Origin of the sequence: Sulfuricurvum sp. (genome assembly GCF_028710345.1) — a bacterium.
Taxonomy (GTDB): domain Bacteria; phylum Campylobacterota; class Campylobacteria; order Campylobacterales; family Sulfurimonadaceae; genus Sulfuricurvum.
In genome coordinates this window covers 427,087-442,830 of sequence record NZ_JAQTUH010000001.1, presented here as the reverse complement: position 1 = coordinate 442,830, position 15,744 = coordinate 427,087, and the positions used below count along the sequence as shown (strand labels likewise).

Sequence of the window (15,744 nt, the reverse complement as noted above, 5' to 3'; positions counted from 1 at the left end):
GATGATTAAAATCCTCCTTATCGAAGACGATCTCGAAATTGCCGATCTTTTGACGCAATATTTGAACCGTTATCAAATGGAGGTTATTTCGTATCCTCATCCCAAAGCGGCGCTTGCGTCATTGGGAATTGAGTCCTACGATCTCGTTTTACTCGATCTTACTCTGCCCGATATGGATGGATTGGATGTTTGCAAAGCCCTTCGTGAGCGTAGCGACATCCCCATCATCATCTCCTCGGCTCGGAGTGATTTGGGAGACAAAGTCATCGCCCTCGAACTCGGTGCCGATGATTACCTCCCCAAGCCCTATGAGCCCAGAGAGTTGGTAGCCCGTATACAAAGCCTCCTTCGTCGCATCAACGGAAAAACAATCCAAGCAAGTAGTGAAATGTTCCGTGTCGATGAAACCGGAATTTACAAAGAGGGGGAACTTCTCCCTCTTACCCGCGCCGAATTTGAACTACTCAGCCTCCTCATCAAACACCGACGTCAAATCATTTCCCGTGATTTTATCGCCAATAACGTCGAATCGATAGGATGGGAGAGCAGTGAACGGAGTATTGACGTTCTTATCAGCCGAATCCGTCAAAAAGTAGAACCCAATCCCAAACACCCTACCCTTATCCGCTCTATTCGCGGAATGGGGTATCAGTTTACCCTATGATTAGCCGTCGTCACTCTGTTTTTTTTAAACTTCATGCCTTTTTTGCCTTAGCTCTTATCGTCCTTTCATTGCTTTTTATTTCTGCATTGAGTGAGCAAAAAGAGCAAAAATTTCATCTTCTTGCCCACCGTTCTATGGAGTTATCACGTATCCTTGAAGAAGCACCTATCCGAACCTGTATGGAACAAAATCAAGAGCTTAAAGAGGCTGGATTTAGACCTATTGAGACCTTATCTCCCCATTGTGAACCGATTCCGATACCCCCGCCGATGCGTGCGAAGCTTCAATCTCGCAACGTCAAAGTTACCATTTACAAAGACCATAACGGATTTGTCTACGCCTTGGCACGAGAAAACTGCACAATGTATTATCGCGATACGGCAGAAGAGCCGACCTATTATTTTGTTTGGTTTTTGTTCTTTGCTCTTTTGGGCGGATTAGTGAGTATGTACCTACTGTTATGGAGCAATCTCAAACCGCTCAAAGCATTGTACGAAACGATTCACCATTATGGTGAAGGGGAAGAGATGTCTATCTCTCATTCCAACGGAAAAGACGAAATCGCCCTTATCTCGAATGCCCTCAGTGATGCATTGGAAAAACAAAATAGATTAAAAAAATCACGTGAACTTTTTTTACGCAATATGATGCACGAGCTCAAAACCCCTATCACCAAAGGTAAATTTATCGTTGAGTTGGAAGAAAACACCCCAAATATTACTTTGCTGGGGAAACTATTTACGCGCATGGAACATCTCATCAGCCAAATGGCACAAGTGGAAAAGATGCATGCCTTCTCCCTCTCAACACACCCTTGTTCGATTAAAAACATGATAGAGTCTACTATCGACAACCTCTTACTTAACGAGGAGAATATTGAAATACAGGGATGTGATAGAGAGATCGAGGTCGATTCAGCCTTATTTACCAGTGCTTTGCAAAATCTCATCGACAATGCGTATCGCCATGCAACAGCGTACCCAATTTTAATTCGATGTGACGCACATAAAATCTGCATACAAAACAGCGGTGAACCTCTTAAACGTCCAGTCGAAGAGGCGTTGCAGGCATTTGTTACAGAACGTGGTGATGGAGGATTAGGATTAGGGCTTTACATCGCCCAATCGGTATGCGAATTACACCGTTTTAGTCTCGAATACCATTACGACGAGGGGATACACTATTTTTGTATCCGGTTTTGAGCGGAGCCCTTTTTAAAATAGACCCACAAAATCGCGGATACTCCCGCCATCGCGAAACTAAGTGCCATACCCAGCGTCATCCATTGTCCGATGATATAGCCGATCTGCGCATCAGGAGCACGATAAAATTCGACCAAGCCTCGCCCGATTCCGTAACTAAAGCCATAGAGTAAGATTAGCTCCCCCTCGAACGCTTTACGGTGACGATACGCATAGATGATAACAAAGACCACAATCCCCTCAACAAACGCTTCATAGAGCTGTGAGGGATGTCTGAGAGTGTCATAGACATAAATCCCCCACGGCACATCGGTAGCACGTCCGACAAGCTCTTGATTGAGGAAATTTCCGATTCGCCCGAACACATATCCTAGCGGAACCGATACCGCAACCAAGTCCATCAACCGTCCATATGGGATACCGTGACGGCGATGATACAGATATGAACCGATTAAAAATCCGAGTATCGCCCCGTGAAAACTCATCCCACGAATACCAACAAACACTCCGTCGATAAATGGATTAAAAATTTGCCATGGTTGCGTGAGATAGTACATCGTATGGGTATCATAAAAGAGGATATACCCTAATCGTGCCCCCAAAATCACCCCAATCTCCGCATAGATGAAATAATCATCCAATTGCTCTTTTGTAATCGAAATATTGTCTTTTTCAACAATCCATTTTGCAATCACTAAAGCACTGAGAAGAGCAAGAACATACATCAATCCATACCAATGGACGGGGATAGAAAAAAGATGAAAAGCTACAGGGTTAAAGTGTTCGTAAATATGATTCCAGTATTCCATCAAAACGTCACCACTTTCCAATCACTTTTAAGCGCCTGCGTCAAAAACTCTCCAGTATGGGTTGGCTCAATCCCCAACGTTCGAAGCTCTTCGGTCACTCCGTAATCATCACTGCATACGACACACACGGAAGCTTTTACCCCGCTCTCTATCACTTTGGTAACCATCTCTTGCAGCTGCGTGTTTTCAGCCAAGAGCTTTGCCGAAGGACCCCATACCATCAAATGGGCTTCGTCCCAATATCCACGTGGCAAAATAACACTACCATAAAGTAATACCAGCTTTTTAGCGACTTCAATTTCGCCACTGCTCCAAACGATGAGAAGTTTATCCATTGCCATGACCCCTTTGGTGTTGAGCTATAATTTGCGTTAACACCTCTAAATTTTCATTCAACCGATACGCCTTGCCAAATCCCATCACGACACTGCCGCTTTTAGGAGAGAGTTTGAAGAGGTGGAAATCTCCCATTTGGGTTAATGAGGTGACCAGTTCCGCATCAAAGCGAGCTTTTAAAGACTCAATCACGCTGATATATACATCATTCTCTCGACTCATCTCCGATGCAATAGCTTCAATCGTTATCCGTTTACGGGCAAAGGGTTGTGTGCATTGGGACTCATCTTCGACAAAGAGAAGTGAGACGTTAGGATTAGATAGGAGATTGCGCCCGTGTTGTGCTACGGTGCTGATAAGGATATAAAAATCATTTCCGACTCGTACATAGGGAGCAGTGCTTGCGTGTGGAGCACCATCAGGAGTGAGAGACGCCATAATAAGAGTTTGAAACGTCTCTAAAAAAAGTTCTACCTCTTGGGTTGTCATTTTCGTAACGCTTCTGCTATCAATTCAATCGGGTTTTTAAAGACAACATCCACATTTGCTTCATTCATCGAGTTGTTGATTTGCATACGGCACGCACTGCACTCAGCAGTTACCACTTGCGCTCCCGTTTTAGCAATCATGGCGGCTTTTGGTCTCCCCACCGCTTGAGCAAAATGAAACTTCTCCGTCTGCATTGTCACACCGCCAAAACCACAACAGGCATTCGGATCGCTCATCTCGGTAATCGTGTAATTTTGCCCTACCAAGGCACGCGGTTCTTTATAAACCCCTTGCATTTTGCGGGCATGACAAGGATCGTGATAGGTGACGCTAAGATTGTTTTTCCCTTTGGAGGCTAAAAGCTGTTTCAGCTCTGTTTTTTGCTCCAGCCATTCGGTTGCCATAAAGATTTTTGGTTTGAGCTTTTGGGCGCGTGCCAACCACTCAGGCTGATCGTGGAAAAAATGCTCATAATCGATTTTAATCATCGCACTGCACGTCGCTTCGGGGATAATAATCGCCTCAACCTCATCGATAAAACTCTCGAAATACTCTATGTTCTTTTTGGCATTATGATCAACCGTCGCGAAATCCCCCGTAAAATAAGCAGGTGCCCCACAGCACAGCTGTTTTTTCGGGATAAAGGCATCGACGCCTAATGCCTCCAAAATCTCTAAAAGCCCTTTTCCGATTTCGGTGTAGTTGTAGTTCGCCAAACATCCGATGAAAATCGCCACGCGACGTTTTCCGCCATTAGGAATATTCTCAGGATAGCTGTTTAAAAAAGAGGTTTTTCCCATAGAGGGTAAAAGGCGATCTTTTTTAATGATCGGGAGATTAAATCTCGGCTGCATTGAGTTTAGCTCTGCTTTGATTTTAAACCCACACGTCTGAAATACATATCCCAATTTAAACAAAATATCCATAGTGGTACGGTGACGTAAGAGATAGAAAAATGCTTGCTTAAACCATGCGATTCCGTATTTATCGGCGAGATCGGCACGTACTTGCTCAATCACCATATCCGTAGGAAGTGCTTTAGGGCAGACATCAGTGCAGTTGGTACACAAAAAACAGCTCTCAAATATCTCTTTCGCATTCAAATCAAGCTCTAATTGTCCCCGTTGATACGCCCCTAATAGATCGATAAATCCACGTGGAGAGGTAACTTCATCGGCATTGACATTGTGAATCGTACAAACAGGGATACATTTTCCACATTTGATACACGCGTCCGATGTCTCGGTAAAATTAAAAATATCGTGAGCCAACACCGACATAATGCTATACCGTTTTACTGAAAGTTTTTTGATTCGATACGTGACGCTTCATGTAGGCATCAAAAGGGATTGCAATATTACGGATTAACAGTGTCCCCGTCGGTGAGCACTCGATTGATTTAGGGGTAATGGTAAGTAACCCATCCGCTTCAAAAGGTTTTAACTCCTCTAATGCATCGGCAAAATAGGTAGAGAAGGTGACGTTATAGAGTTTTTCAAACCGCTCAATATCGAGTTTAAAATTGCTCATTAGCTCCATAATAACGTATTGACGGATACGATCATCTTCGTTCAGTGCAACCCCACGCTCATACGGCAGACGCCCTGCATCAATAGCCGCTTCGTACGCTTCCATCTCTTTAAAATTTTGTGCGTAATAATCAACTCCTTCACCGATAGAGGTAAGTCCTACTCCGATGAGATCAGCCCCACCCTTGGTGGTATAGCCTTGGAAATTACGATGCAACTCCCCTTTGTCAATCGCTTTAAAGAGTTCATCTTTGGGTTTAGCGAAGTGATCCATCCCGATCATTCGATACCCAAGCTCGGACATATGATCGATGGTATAGCGCATAATGGCAAGCTTCTCTGCCGGATGTGGCAGAGTCGTCTCATCGATTTTACGCATCGTTTTTTTAAGCCACGGCACATGGGCATAGTTGAATACGGCAAAACGGTCAGGATCGAGAGAAATCGCCAAATCGAGCGTCTTTTTAAAGGTCTCCAGAGACTGATACGGCAATCCGTAGATGAGATCGACGTTGACACTCACCATATTGTATTTGCGCGCCAATTCCATCGCCGCTTTAGTGATGTCATACGGTTGCACACGATGAACAGCAACTTGTACTTTTTCGTCAAAATCTTGGATACCGAAGCTGACACGGTTAAATCCCGCCTCGCTCATCACTCTCATTTGATCCTCGTTAATATGACGTGGGTCAATCTCACAACTGATTTCGGCATCTGCGGTGAAGTTTTTAAAATGGCTTTTAATCGCGCTGATAATTCGGTTTAATTGATCCGCGTCGAAAAACGTCGGGGTTCCTCCGCCGAAATGGAGCTGAATCACAGGGCGATTGACATCGATATGTTGGCTCAGGATTTGAAGCTCACGGGTGATGTAGTCGATATAACGCTCTTTTTTATCCTCTTTGGAGGTAAATACGACATTACAGCCACAAAAATAACAGGCATTTTTACAAAACGGCAAATGAAAATAGAGAGACAATGGACGCGTCGGATCCTGTGAATGGAGTTTCTCCAAATAACCATCATAACCAAAAGCATCGCTAAATTCTAACGCAGTCGGATAACTTGTATAACGAGGTCCAGGCTTGGAATAGCGAGTATATTTATCAAAATCAAGCATTTTTAGAGATCCAGTCAAGGGTTTAATGTCGCGATTATACTCTTTTGGATTGAATATCGCCTAAAATCCAAATATTACCAAGATGATTCACTCTTTCACAGCAGTGACGTAAATAATAAAGAAAATTACATCAACCATCACAAATCCATATTTAAATTTTGAAAAATGTGATAAAATAATCAAAAAACAATCAAGAAGTATCCCATGTCAGCAATCAAAGTTCTTATTATCGAAGATGATGATGTTACTGCCCTTAATCTAAAGATGTCATTAGAGAAATTTGGATATGAAATACTCTCTTTGGCAAACGAGGAGATTAGTGCTCAAAATAAAATTAAAATCTACAATCCCGATATTGTCCTCATCGATATTGGACTCAAACGTAATGATGGGGGAATCGAAGTAGCCAATTTTATCCGAGAAAAAATGCCTCGTCCGTTTATTTTTCTCACCGCTCATTCCGATAGTGCCGTTTTGTCCAAAGCGAAACTCACTGAACCGTTCGGCTACATCGTAAAACCTTTTGATCCGCTCAATCTCCATACCACTATCCAAATGGCAATCTACCGTTTTGAAGAGGAACAAAAACGGATTCAAAATATCGATATGCTCAAAACAGACAAAGAGCATCTTGAAAAACTGCTCTACGCTAAAAAGCTCTCTACCCAGCCGGCTGTTGAGTTTGGAGATGGGTATCGTCACGATATTTCGATGGGTGAAACATTTTACAAAAATCAAAAAATAAAACTCACTAAAAAAGAGAACGCATTTATTCGATTATTGGTTGCGCAGCTTGGAAGTGTTGTTGATTTTTCACAAGCAACCGATTATGTGTGGGGAGAAGAGGGGGCAAGCGATAACAGTGTTCGAACCCTCGTATGGCGTTTACGCAATAAGCTACCAACCGATGTTATTAAAAACGCTTCGGGAATCGGTTACTATCTCGAAGAGTAGCCGCTACTCAATCTCTTCGACTTTTGGAAGTTTGTAATACTCATTTTCAAATACTGACAAAGCATCTTCAAAATCAAATCTTTCTTGATCACGAGTCGCTGATTCCTCTAATATGGCAGCCAACCGTGAAAACTCTTCAAATCTAAAATTCGCGCTGGAGCCTTTAATGGTATGGGTAACACCTGCGATTGTTTCAAAATCTTTTGCTTCGATTGCCAATCGTAACTCTCTGAGCATGCGTCCCATATTCGTATGAAACAACTCTAAAAGTTTTTTGATTTGTTCCGGTTCAAGCATCAAGGCTTTTTGCATCCTCTCCATCTCTGAAACATGACTATTATCCTTGAGCATTGGTTTTTCAAAAGACAACTTACTTTCGAGATACATCTCTAACACCAACTCAAGTTCACTGATATTAAAAGGTTTTCCCATAAAAGCATCGTATCCATGTTGAAGGGCTCGTTCACGCGCCCCTTTAATTACATTGGCACTTAATGCAATAATCGGAAGATGGCGAAGATTATTTTCTCGTTCATATAGACGTATTTTTTTGACTGCCTCACTCCCGTTCATCACGGGCATCTGCTCATCCATCAAGACAAAATCATAAGTGTTCGTTTTAATATATCGATAAGCATCTAATCCATTATCCACAATAGTCACATTTAATCCATAACGCTCTAGCGTCATTCGAATCAACTCTTGATTTGCTCCATTATCTTCAGCAACAAGGACATATCCATAATACGCCCCTATATTGCCTCTGGAAGCTTTTACCTCACACGTCTCGTCTTCGGTGATTGTCACAGGAAGTCTCACCACAAATAAACTACCCCAACCAATTTTAGACTCAAGGGTAATCTCACCACCCATTTGCTTAGCAAGCTGATTACAGATAGAGAGCCCTAATCCACTGCCGCCACCTGATTGTTTCATCCCTTCAGATGATTGATAAAAAGGGTCAAAAATACGTTGTTGGTCTTGCTGTGATATACCAACACCGAAATCTCGAACCTCAATAATTAACATGGATTGTTCTGGATCAAAATCAACCCTCACTTCAATCGGAAGATTGGGTGAGCTAAATTTAATAGCATTGCTTAAAAGATTTCCTAATATTTGCTGTATTCGAAACGAATCAGCAACAATACAATGGGGAATTTTTGGACTAATCGTATAGTCGATTGAGAGCGATTTTACATGTGCACTGGGGACAAAAAGTTCTAGTGCATTTCTCATCTTGTTCTGGATATTAAAAGGCAATGGTTCAATAACAAATTCACCGCTACGGAGCTTGCTAAAATCGAGAATATCATTAATGATATGAAGAAGATTCTCTCCACTTTGGGCAATAATATCAAGATAATCGTCAATTCGCTCACCCAAACTTTCCGATTTCAGCAAATTGACAAATCCTAAAATTGCATTGAGCGGTGTACGTATTTCATGTGACATATTGGAGAGAAAATATTCTTTGGCTTTATTGGCTTCAATAGCCTCTTGCTCTTTTTGATAAATAGTATCGTTATAGAGGGTTAAAATACTAGAGAAATTGGTATCAAACAGATAGCTGACTGCTTCAAATAATCCCTGAGTATTAATACCTGAACGGTAAGTATTATTAATAACAGAACGTTTAAAGTGAGTACACAATAAAAAAAGCTCATCTGAACGAATCTCTTGATTTTTCAAATAATCAATAAATTCTTTCATAACAGGACATTGCCCGAGCTCTACCTCTCCCGCAACAACCCCCATGAAATAATCAAACACGGCAGAAGCATATTTGGATTTAAACCATTTTGGATCAATAGAATGACGTCCTAAAATAGCTGCACACTGCTTTTGCGAAATCCATTCATCTAATATAGAATCTTTTTGAGTTGCCAATGTTTCCTGGGCATGATAAAGGTACGAAAAACTTGGAAAATCCATTATCCTGCCTTGAATCTATTGTGGTTATTTACAAGGAGCAATCCAGAGAAAAACACCTAATGCGACAATGAGTAATTGAAGTGTCATAATCGCAACCGTGCCGATAATATTGCCGATTTGACAACTGGTACACTGTTTATACAGTTTTGCTTCGTGTTGCGAATAAAAGAAATAAATTATCATTAAAAGTACAACACCAACAAGCGTATATTTATCTACTCTATAAATCATTTCTCGCATAGATGGCGAAACAAAAAGAGGAGTAATAAAACTAAGGGCTACACCGCCCATAAGATATTTTGCCCCTTTTTTAAAATAATCGCGAACAAAAACGGTTGGGCACGAAACACCAAAGTCATAAATCCCTTCATGTTGAGAAACCAAAACCTCTTCCGCCATTTTTCGTGCATCTTTGCCGAGTTTATCCAAAAGTGTTCCACCAAAGAGAAAATCCATCTGACGCTGTAAACGAAATGATAAATCACCTTCAGCATCCAAATGGCGTAATTCCCCATGACGGTTTTCATACACTACCTTAATCTTACTGTAGCGTTTAATTTTTGCGCTAAACCCTTTTGGAAAATAAGGGTTCACTTCATCTATCTCTTCGGCTCCTTCATTCATAATAAGGCGTGCATTGACCATTTCTATGATCTCATCGCCGTTTTGAATCAAAATAGCACTAAAAGGGATAGCAATTTGTATCGCAGAGATGGCATCAAGTCCGTGATGTGCCATCGTATCATGCATGTTTTCCAGCAGTTCAAACAACTCATCATCATATTTTCGGATATCGGCGGAAATATATCGGATCCGTTCATCAGGGTAGGTGATCAATTCTTTAAGCATTAGAAAACTTTCATTTGGAAATAAAGCCCCCAAAGGGGCTTGAGGTTAGTGGCTTTTACGAACGACGATCAACATTTTGATGTTGATGACGATAAAGCGGAATAATTGCCAAATTTTACAAGTACGAAAAAATTTAACAAAATTTGTCGGTACCATTGTCGTAAAGTTTGCATCGTATGGTTTAACGTATTTTTCGATTTCATTCATGAATAGTTTCTCCTTTTTTCTTTACTCAGGGATCATTGTCCAGCCCGGATTGAGCTTGGCTTTATAGATAAACATGTGGTGTAGGATGTGTTTAATCCAGTGACCTGCAAGACCGATTTCACCGAATGTGTAATCCAAATCACGTCCAAGACCAGGATATTTTTCAAAATCCGGAACAACAGGATAAACAGTCAATGCTGCTGCTGTACCGTCAAATAAACCTTTACCTGCTGATGCAACACACGCCGCACCCATCTCTGCCATAGACGCTTCATGCAAGTGAGCGCTTGGTCCTTTTTTGATCAAATCACAAACACTGTGCGCAACCGCTTTACCGATAATACCACTTGGCATACCTGTACGTGGAGGTGTAGGGAAAATTTGTGTTCCGTTTGGAGTCGTCATCGGTTTAGAGATCGGATGCGGAGGAGCAAACGCGATACCTGCTGCGAAGAGATTTTTGTACGTCGGATTTTGGTATGTACGTGGCCAGTCAGATGCTTTCCAGTTTTCATACGCACCGGCACTGTAGTTCGCGTCAACTTTCATAAATCCATTTGGTGCAAATACGGTTGCAGTGATATCTTCACCTGCTTTGTCGTATGCTTTAAGACCGACACCTGCGAACGGTGGAATCAACATCGCAAAGTCAAATTCTTGTTCACCCATTGAACCATCAAGAAGCTCATAAGAAACTTTACCTTTTTCAACTTTGTTAACGTGTGCACCGATCAACCATTTAACACCACGCTCAGAGTATAACGATTCTGCGAAAAGACGTGATGATGCTGCATAACCGCCGCGTTTCATGTGCAATCCACCGATACCGAAGTCACCAAGGAATGATTCGTTAGAGATCCATTGCATATCCGCCATGTCACGAACGCCTGCTTTACGAAGTTCATGTTCAATATTGAAAATGTACTCAAATGCTGCACCTTGACAAGTACACATACCGTGACCTGTTCCGATAAGGAATTTTTGACGTTCCCCTTTTTTCATTTTTTCAATAGCTTTAGCAAATTCGTGTGCTGCATGATCTGCGTGATCCGCTGTACATACTGAAACAGTAAATTCACCTAAACCGTTTGCATCTCCAAGACCCGGAGTTGCAGCGAAGTTAAGTTTTGGTCCGGTAGCGTTGATAAGGTAATCATACGTTACTTCTTCACTTTTTCCTGCTTTACCTTGACCGGTATACTCGATAGTAACAAACGGTTTATCACCACTTGCATTTCCTTCAGGATTAAGGCTTACTGCTTTTGCTTGTTTATAGGTAATACCTGCTTTTTCATATACAGGAGCAAGGTCGAAAGTAACCTCTTCTTTTGTCATTTGACCGACTCCAACCCAAATATTTGAGGGAATCCAGTTCCATTTTGAGTTAGGGGTTACTACCACTACCTCGTGATCTTTTCCGAGCCAATCTGCTGCGAACGTTGCTGCAGTATGTCCGGCGACACCGCCACCGAGGACGACTACTCTTGCCATTGCTTCTCCTTCGTTGAATAATTCCATAAAAGTTGATTATAACCCTATAACATCACATTTATATCACATCCTTAAAATTAACTCTGTATTTTAGACTAAATTTAATACAAAAGCACTCAGTGTTACATTTTTTCCCAATTAAAAGCAACTCAACCCTTAAATTTATTATCATCCAATTTTATTATCCTTTGAGAGTTATAAAAGATAATTAATTTTAAAGTCACATCATTTGTTTTTTTAATATTTATATTTATAAAATATTATATATCAAAAATTATTCACAATTGACGTCATAATTGCAAATCCTATTGACTTTATTCGTCATAACACATATAATTCATTTATATAATTAATAAAAGGCATTATTATGTCATACAAAAAAGTTGTGATTTTGGGTGGCGGTATAGCTGGTGTCGAAGCTGCAATTTATTACCGTAAAGAGGGGTTTGACGTTGAACTCATCAGTGAGCGGAGTTACCTATTTATCTATCCTATTGCAATCTGGATCCCTGTCAAAACGGCTCATTTTGATGATGTTTCATTTTCCCTCGACAAAATTGCCGCACGCCATAATTTTACACTCACTATTGATCGTGTTGTATCCATTAATGCCTCTGAAAAAACTATTACACTCCAAGAGGGGGGAGTACGAAAAGCTTCTCATCTAGTCATTGCAACCGGTGCCGCTAAAGTCAAACACGAAGGGTTAGAGCATACCCTCTCTATCTGTGGAGCACCCGAACAATCGGTTGAACTCAAAAAGAAAATCGACGCATTAATCGCTAAAGGGTTTGGAAAAATCGCCTTTGGTTTCGGCGGCAATCCAAATGACCCCAGCGGTGTACGAGGAGGTCCCGGCTTTGAACTTTTTTTCAACCTCCATCATAAACTCAAAAAACTCGGTATTCGCAACAACTATGAGATGACATTTTTTGCACCGATGATCTCTCCTGGAGCAAGAATGGGAGAGAAGGCACTAAAATTAATGGCGACAATGTTCAAAAAAAATAATTTCAAAGAACGATACGGTAAAAAAATTAAGCGTTTTGAAGAAAACAGTATCATTTTTGAAGATGATAGCGTCCTTGAAAGTGATTTAACTATGTTTATCCCTGCGGGTAATGGGATGGATCTCATAAAAGAGTCAGATCTCCAAAAAAATGGCGCCGGCTTTATCCGTATCAACAATTATTGTGAAATTGAAGGGGTGGAACACTGGTATGCCATCGGGGATGTTGCCGCGCTAGAGGGACCCGATTGGAAAGCAAAACAGGGGCATATTGCCGAAGTGATGGCTCGAAATGCTGCCCATAACAGTGCAATCACCTTAAGACTTAAATCAGGTGAGAAAAAAACCTATCAAGATCATATCAACATCCTCTGCATGATGGATATGGGTAATGGTGCCGGATTTGTTTACCGTGACGATAAAAAAGCCCTCCTTATCCCGATGCCAATTATAGGGCATTGGATGAAAATAGGATGGGGCTGGTATTACAAAATGTCGAAAATGGGTTATATCCCCCGTATACCCGGGATGTAGAATAGATTACTCTACTTCTAAAATCTTTGTGATAATCTCATAGACATTATTGGAAAGCCCCTCATGATTTTTAATCCGTTCTAACTGAGTTCCCATATCCTCTTTTAACAGGGGAGAGAGTTTCGAGTAACTTTTAAATGCTCCGGCAAGCCCTGAAGCGATTTGGGGATTCAGTGCGTCCATCTCGATCACTTTATCGGCGATAAATGCGTACCCTTCGCTCGTATGAAACGCTACTGCGTTACGTGAGAATGCTCCATAAAGTGCACGTACCAGATTTGGGACTTTGATATCAAACGCGCTATCTTCTTGGAGTGCTATTACCCGCTCTAGTGTTCCTTCGCGTTGTGATGATGCCAAAAGTGCAAAGTATTTGTTCATAATCAACGTCTCGTGAGAGTGTTGTTGATAAAAATTGTTCAACGCTTCACCCGCGAGTTCAGGGGCATAGTTTTCGAGTAAATCCAAAGCGACCAAACGGCTGCTCATCGAGAGTGATTCACGGTAATGGTTGAGACACATTGCCGAAACTGCCTCATTTTCGAGGCTCATCAACACCCCTAAACAGCGGTTAAGCAATGCACGATTAGCCATACTCACAGCATCGATGGAGGAGTTTTGAGGAGTATAAAGTGCCGAAATATCCCGAATCAGTAGCTCTTTATAGGTGTGTGCTAACTCTTTTTTCACGGTTTCTATCGCACGGTGGATGGCGGGGACATCGAGGATTTCTTGACGTTGCATCATTGTGTTGATGCTCGGAAGGGCTAGGAGTTCCGCTTTAAACATCGCCTCTAATGATGTATCTTCTAAAATCATCCCATACGCTTTGATGAATTGGGGATTAATCTCTTCGCCTCTCATCATATCCTCCAACGTCTCCATCGCAAACACTTGGGACGCTTCGTAGCGTACAAATCCATCGCTATCGTGCGCCATTAAAAACGGATAGTCAATCTCATCGCATACGATTTTAACAGGGGTGCTAAAGTTGCGATTGAGAGAGAGTTTCGGTTGAGAAGCAATATCCTCAAACACCAACTCACTTATCGCTTCATCAATCCAAACAATCCCATCTCGAACCATCTTTGCATTGGAACTTTTGAGAATAAACTCTTTTCCCTCGCACTCTAATAATCCCAGCGCAAAAGGGAAGGCATAGGGGAGCTGTTCTCGTCCATGGGTGTCTTTTGGAATGGTTTGGATGATTTTCAGTTTTAAACGTTGATTGTTTTCTTCATACTCGCTGGAGATAGTAAGAATCGGTGTCCGCTCTTGGGAATACCACCGTTTAAACTGACTCAAATCAATAGGGCTTTGAGACTGCATTGACTCCAAAAACTCTTCGGTTCCCACCGCTTGTCCATCAAATTTTTCGAAATAATAGTCTGTCGCGAGGCGGAATTTCTCTTCCCCCAAAAGGGTATGGAGCATCCGAATCACTTCAGCACCTTTTTCATAAACGGTGGCGGTGTAGAAGTTGTTAATCTCGATAAAGTGATCAGGCTTGATCGGATGAGCAGTGGGGCCTGCATCTTCTAAAAACTGCCGTTCACGGAGCGATTTCACGTCATCGATACGCTGAATGAGGGGTGAATTCATATCGGCACTGAAACATTGGTCTCGAAAAACTGTCAACCCCTCTTTGAGGGTGAGCTCAAACCAGTTTCTACACGTGATACGATTCCCCGTCCAGTTATGAAAATACTCATGGGCGATAACCGACTCTATCCCCATAAAATCCCCATCGGTTGCACTTTTCTCATCGGCTAACACATAATGGGAATTAAAAACATTGAGCCCTTTATTCTCCATCGCCCCCATGTTGAAACTATCCACCGCAACGATGTTATAAACCTCTAAATCGTATTCGCGTCCATAGGTAACCTCATCCCACTCCATCGATTTTTTGAGACTGCGCATCGCATGGTGACATTTCTCCTCATTGCCACGGTCACAATAAATCGCCAAATCGACCTTCTTGCCACTCATCGTGATAAAGGTGTCGTGAATACTCCCTAAATCCCCCGCCACGAGAGCAAACAGATAACACGGTTTAGGAATCGGGTCTTCCCACAATGCCATGTGTTTTCCATTCTCTAGCGTCGCGGTTCCGCGTAGATTACCGTTGCTGAGGAGTATCGGACATCGCTCTTGGTTGGCTATAATCTTGGTGGTAAAGCGAGTCATGACATCGGGGCGGTCGATAAAATAGGTGATGCGTCGGAACCCCTCAGGCTCATTTTGGGTACACCAGATGCCACCTGAGCGATATAACCCCTCTAGCGCGGTATTCTCATCAGGATAGAGTCTCGTAATAGCCCGTATGCGCGCCGAATCGGTATCGAGAGGAATCACTATCGCATCATCATAACGTGCATACCTCCCCTCCTCCATCAATACATCATCCACCCACAAAAGTTCCAACTCCATCATCTCACCATTGAGGCGAAGCTCTTTGGCATTAGGGTTGGTTCGGACAACCTCCATCACATTATCGACACGGGTAGAACCGCTATCGATAATAAATTCAAGGCTACACGTAGGTATCGTATAGTCACTCGGGGTATAATCTTTAAAATAAGTAGGTTGCGGAAGTTGCATTATGGTATC

Annotated in this window: 14 protein-coding genes; 4 read left to right on the top strand and 10 right to left on the bottom strand. The window is 42.0% G+C overall.

The window, feature by feature from the left end; all coding sequences use genetic code 11:
- The first annotated feature begins 1 nt into the window (after position 1).
- Both PHC76_RS02305 and PHC76_RS02300 read left to right on the top strand, forming a co-directional pair.
- Positions 2-664, top strand: a complete 663-nt coding sequence (locus PHC76_RS02305; protein ID WP_299973281.1) for a response regulator transcription factor — start codon at positions 2-4, stop codon at positions 662-664.
- Entirely contained in the window at positions 661-1,866 is a 1,206-nt protein-coding gene (locus PHC76_RS02300; protein WP_299973284.1) for an ArsS family sensor histidine kinase, read from the top strand. The genes PHC76_RS02305 and PHC76_RS02300 overlap by 4 nt, the downstream gene beginning before the upstream one ends.
- Here the strand turns inward: PHC76_RS02300 and lgt are convergent.
- From lgt to hemN, 5 genes are read right to left on the bottom strand one after another with little or no spacing between them, the layout of a single operon-like run.
- On the bottom strand, positions 1,845-2,675 hold the full coding sequence (gene lgt / locus PHC76_RS02295; RefSeq protein WP_299973287.1) for a prolipoprotein diacylglyceryl transferase: 831 nt from the start codon (positions 2,673-2,675) through the stop codon (positions 1,845-1,847). The genes PHC76_RS02300 and lgt overlap by 22 nt on opposite strands.
- Positions 2,675-3,010, bottom strand: a complete 336-nt coding sequence (locus tag PHC76_RS02290; protein WP_299973290.1) for a DsrE family protein — start codon at positions 3,008-3,010, stop codon at positions 2,675-2,677. The genes lgt and PHC76_RS02290 overlap by 1 nt, the downstream gene beginning before the upstream one ends.
- Positions 3,003-3,500, bottom strand: a complete 498-nt coding sequence (locus PHC76_RS02285) for a HugZ family protein (RefSeq protein ID WP_299973293.1) — start codon at positions 3,498-3,500, stop codon at positions 3,003-3,005. The genes PHC76_RS02290 and PHC76_RS02285 overlap by 8 nt, the downstream gene beginning before the upstream one ends.
- The gene (locus PHC76_RS02280; RefSeq protein ID WP_299973296.1) at positions 3,497-4,780 is read right to left on the bottom strand and encodes a (Fe-S)-binding protein; all 1,284 of its coding nucleotides are present in this window, start codon (positions 4,778-4,780) and stop codon (positions 3,497-3,499) included. Before PHC76_RS02280 ends, PHC76_RS02285 begins: the two co-directional genes overlap by 4 nt.
- 4 nt (positions 4,781-4,784) lie before the next feature.
- Entirely contained in the window at positions 4,785-6,152 is a 1,368-nt protein-coding gene (gene hemN, locus PHC76_RS02275) for an oxygen-independent coproporphyrinogen III oxidase (RefSeq protein ID WP_299973299.1), read from the bottom strand.
- Between the two features lie 204 nt (positions 6,153-6,356).
- Between hemN and PHC76_RS02270 the strand changes: the two genes are divergently transcribed.
- Complete coding sequence (locus PHC76_RS02270; RefSeq protein ID WP_299973301.1) at positions 6,357-7,106, top strand: response regulator; 750 nt, start codon at positions 6,357-6,359, stop codon at positions 7,104-7,106.
- Positions 7,107-7,109: 3 nt separating this feature from the next.
- On the opposite strand, the gene PHC76_RS02265 is transcribed toward PHC76_RS02270, so the two are convergent.
- The 4 genes from PHC76_RS02265 to PHC76_RS02250 are packed head-to-tail and all read right to left on the bottom strand — an operon-like array spanning position 7,110 to position 11,588.
- Positions 7,110-9,041: an ATP-binding protein gene (locus PHC76_RS02265; RefSeq protein ID WP_299973304.1), complete on the bottom strand. Its 1,932-nt coding sequence runs from the start codon at positions 9,039-9,041 to the stop codon at positions 7,110-7,112.
- Between the two features lie 24 nt (positions 9,042-9,065).
- Positions 9,066-9,890, bottom strand: a complete 825-nt coding sequence (locus PHC76_RS02260; protein ID WP_299973306.1) for a peptide deformylase — start codon at positions 9,888-9,890, stop codon at positions 9,066-9,068.
- 45 nt (positions 9,891-9,935) lie between these two features.
- Positions 9,936-10,097 (bottom strand): hypothetical protein, encoded by a 162-nt coding sequence (locus tag PHC76_RS02255; protein ID WP_299973309.1) that lies wholly within the window; start codon positions 10,095-10,097, stop codon positions 9,936-9,938.
- Positions 10,098-10,118: 21 nt separating this feature from the next.
- Positions 10,119-11,588 (bottom strand): FAD-dependent oxidoreductase, encoded by a 1,470-nt coding sequence (locus PHC76_RS02250; RefSeq protein ID WP_299973312.1) that lies wholly within the window; start codon positions 11,586-11,588, stop codon positions 10,119-10,121.
- 367 nt (positions 11,589-11,955) lie between these two features.
- On the opposite strand from PHC76_RS02250, the gene PHC76_RS02245 reads away from it, so the two are divergent.
- The gene (locus tag PHC76_RS02245; RefSeq protein ID WP_299973315.1) at positions 11,956-13,131 is read left to right on the top strand and encodes an FAD-dependent oxidoreductase; all 1,176 of its coding nucleotides are present in this window, start codon (positions 11,956-11,958) and stop codon (positions 13,129-13,131) included.
- Between the two features lie 6 nt (positions 13,132-13,137).
- On the opposite strand, the gene pepN is transcribed toward PHC76_RS02245, so the two are convergent.
- Positions 13,138-15,735 (bottom strand): aminopeptidase N, encoded by a 2,598-nt coding sequence (pepN, locus tag PHC76_RS02240; RefSeq protein WP_299973318.1) that lies wholly within the window; start codon positions 15,733-15,735, stop codon positions 13,138-13,140.
- Positions 15,736-15,744: the final 9 nt, after the last annotated feature.

Bases quoted from the DNA above. Each gene is read 5' to 3' on its own strand.
- PHC76_RS02305 (WP_299973281.1), top strand. From the start codon at position 2: ATGATTAAAATCCTCCTTATCGAAGACGATCTCGAAATTGCCGATCTT.
- PHC76_RS02300 (WP_299973284.1), top strand. From the start codon at position 661: ATGATTAGCCGTCGTCACTCTGTTTTTTTTAAACTTCATGCCTTTTTT.
- lgt (WP_299973287.1), bottom strand. From the start codon at position 2,675: ATGGAATACTGGAATCATATTTACGAACACTTTAACCCTGTAGCTTTT.
- PHC76_RS02290 (WP_299973290.1), bottom strand. From the start codon at position 3,010: ATGGATAAACTTCTCATCGTTTGGAGCAGTGGCGAAATTGAAGTCGCT.
- PHC76_RS02285 (WP_299973293.1), bottom strand. From the start codon at position 3,500: ATGACAACCCAAGAGGTAGAACTTTTTTTAGAGACGTTTCAAACTCTT.
- PHC76_RS02280 (WP_299973296.1), bottom strand. From the start codon at position 4,780: ATGTCGGTGTTGGCTCACGATATTTTTAATTTTACCGAGACATCGGAC.
- hemN (WP_299973299.1), bottom strand. From the start codon at position 6,152: ATGCTTGATTTTGATAAATATACTCGCTATTCCAAGCCTGGACCTCGT.
- PHC76_RS02270 (WP_299973301.1), top strand. From the start codon at position 6,357: ATGTCAGCAATCAAAGTTCTTATTATCGAAGATGATGATGTTACTGCC.
- PHC76_RS02265 (WP_299973304.1), bottom strand. From the start codon at position 9,041: ATGGATTTTCCAAGTTTTTCGTACCTTTATCATGCCCAGGAAACATTG.
- PHC76_RS02260 (WP_299973306.1), bottom strand. From the start codon at position 9,890: ATGCTTAAAGAATTGATCACCTACCCTGATGAACGGATCCGATATATT.
- PHC76_RS02255 (WP_299973309.1), bottom strand. From the start codon at position 10,097: ATGAATGAAATCGAAAAATACGTTAAACCATACGATGCAAACTTTACG.
- PHC76_RS02250 (WP_299973312.1), bottom strand. From the start codon at position 11,588: ATGGCAAGAGTAGTCGTCCTCGGTGGCGGTGTCGCCGGACATACTGCA.
- PHC76_RS02245 (WP_299973315.1), top strand. From the start codon at position 11,956: ATGTCATACAAAAAAGTTGTGATTTTGGGTGGCGGTATAGCTGGTGTC.
- pepN (WP_299973318.1), bottom strand. From the start codon at position 15,735: ATGCAACTTCCGCAACCTACTTATTTTAAAGATTATACCCCGAGTGAC.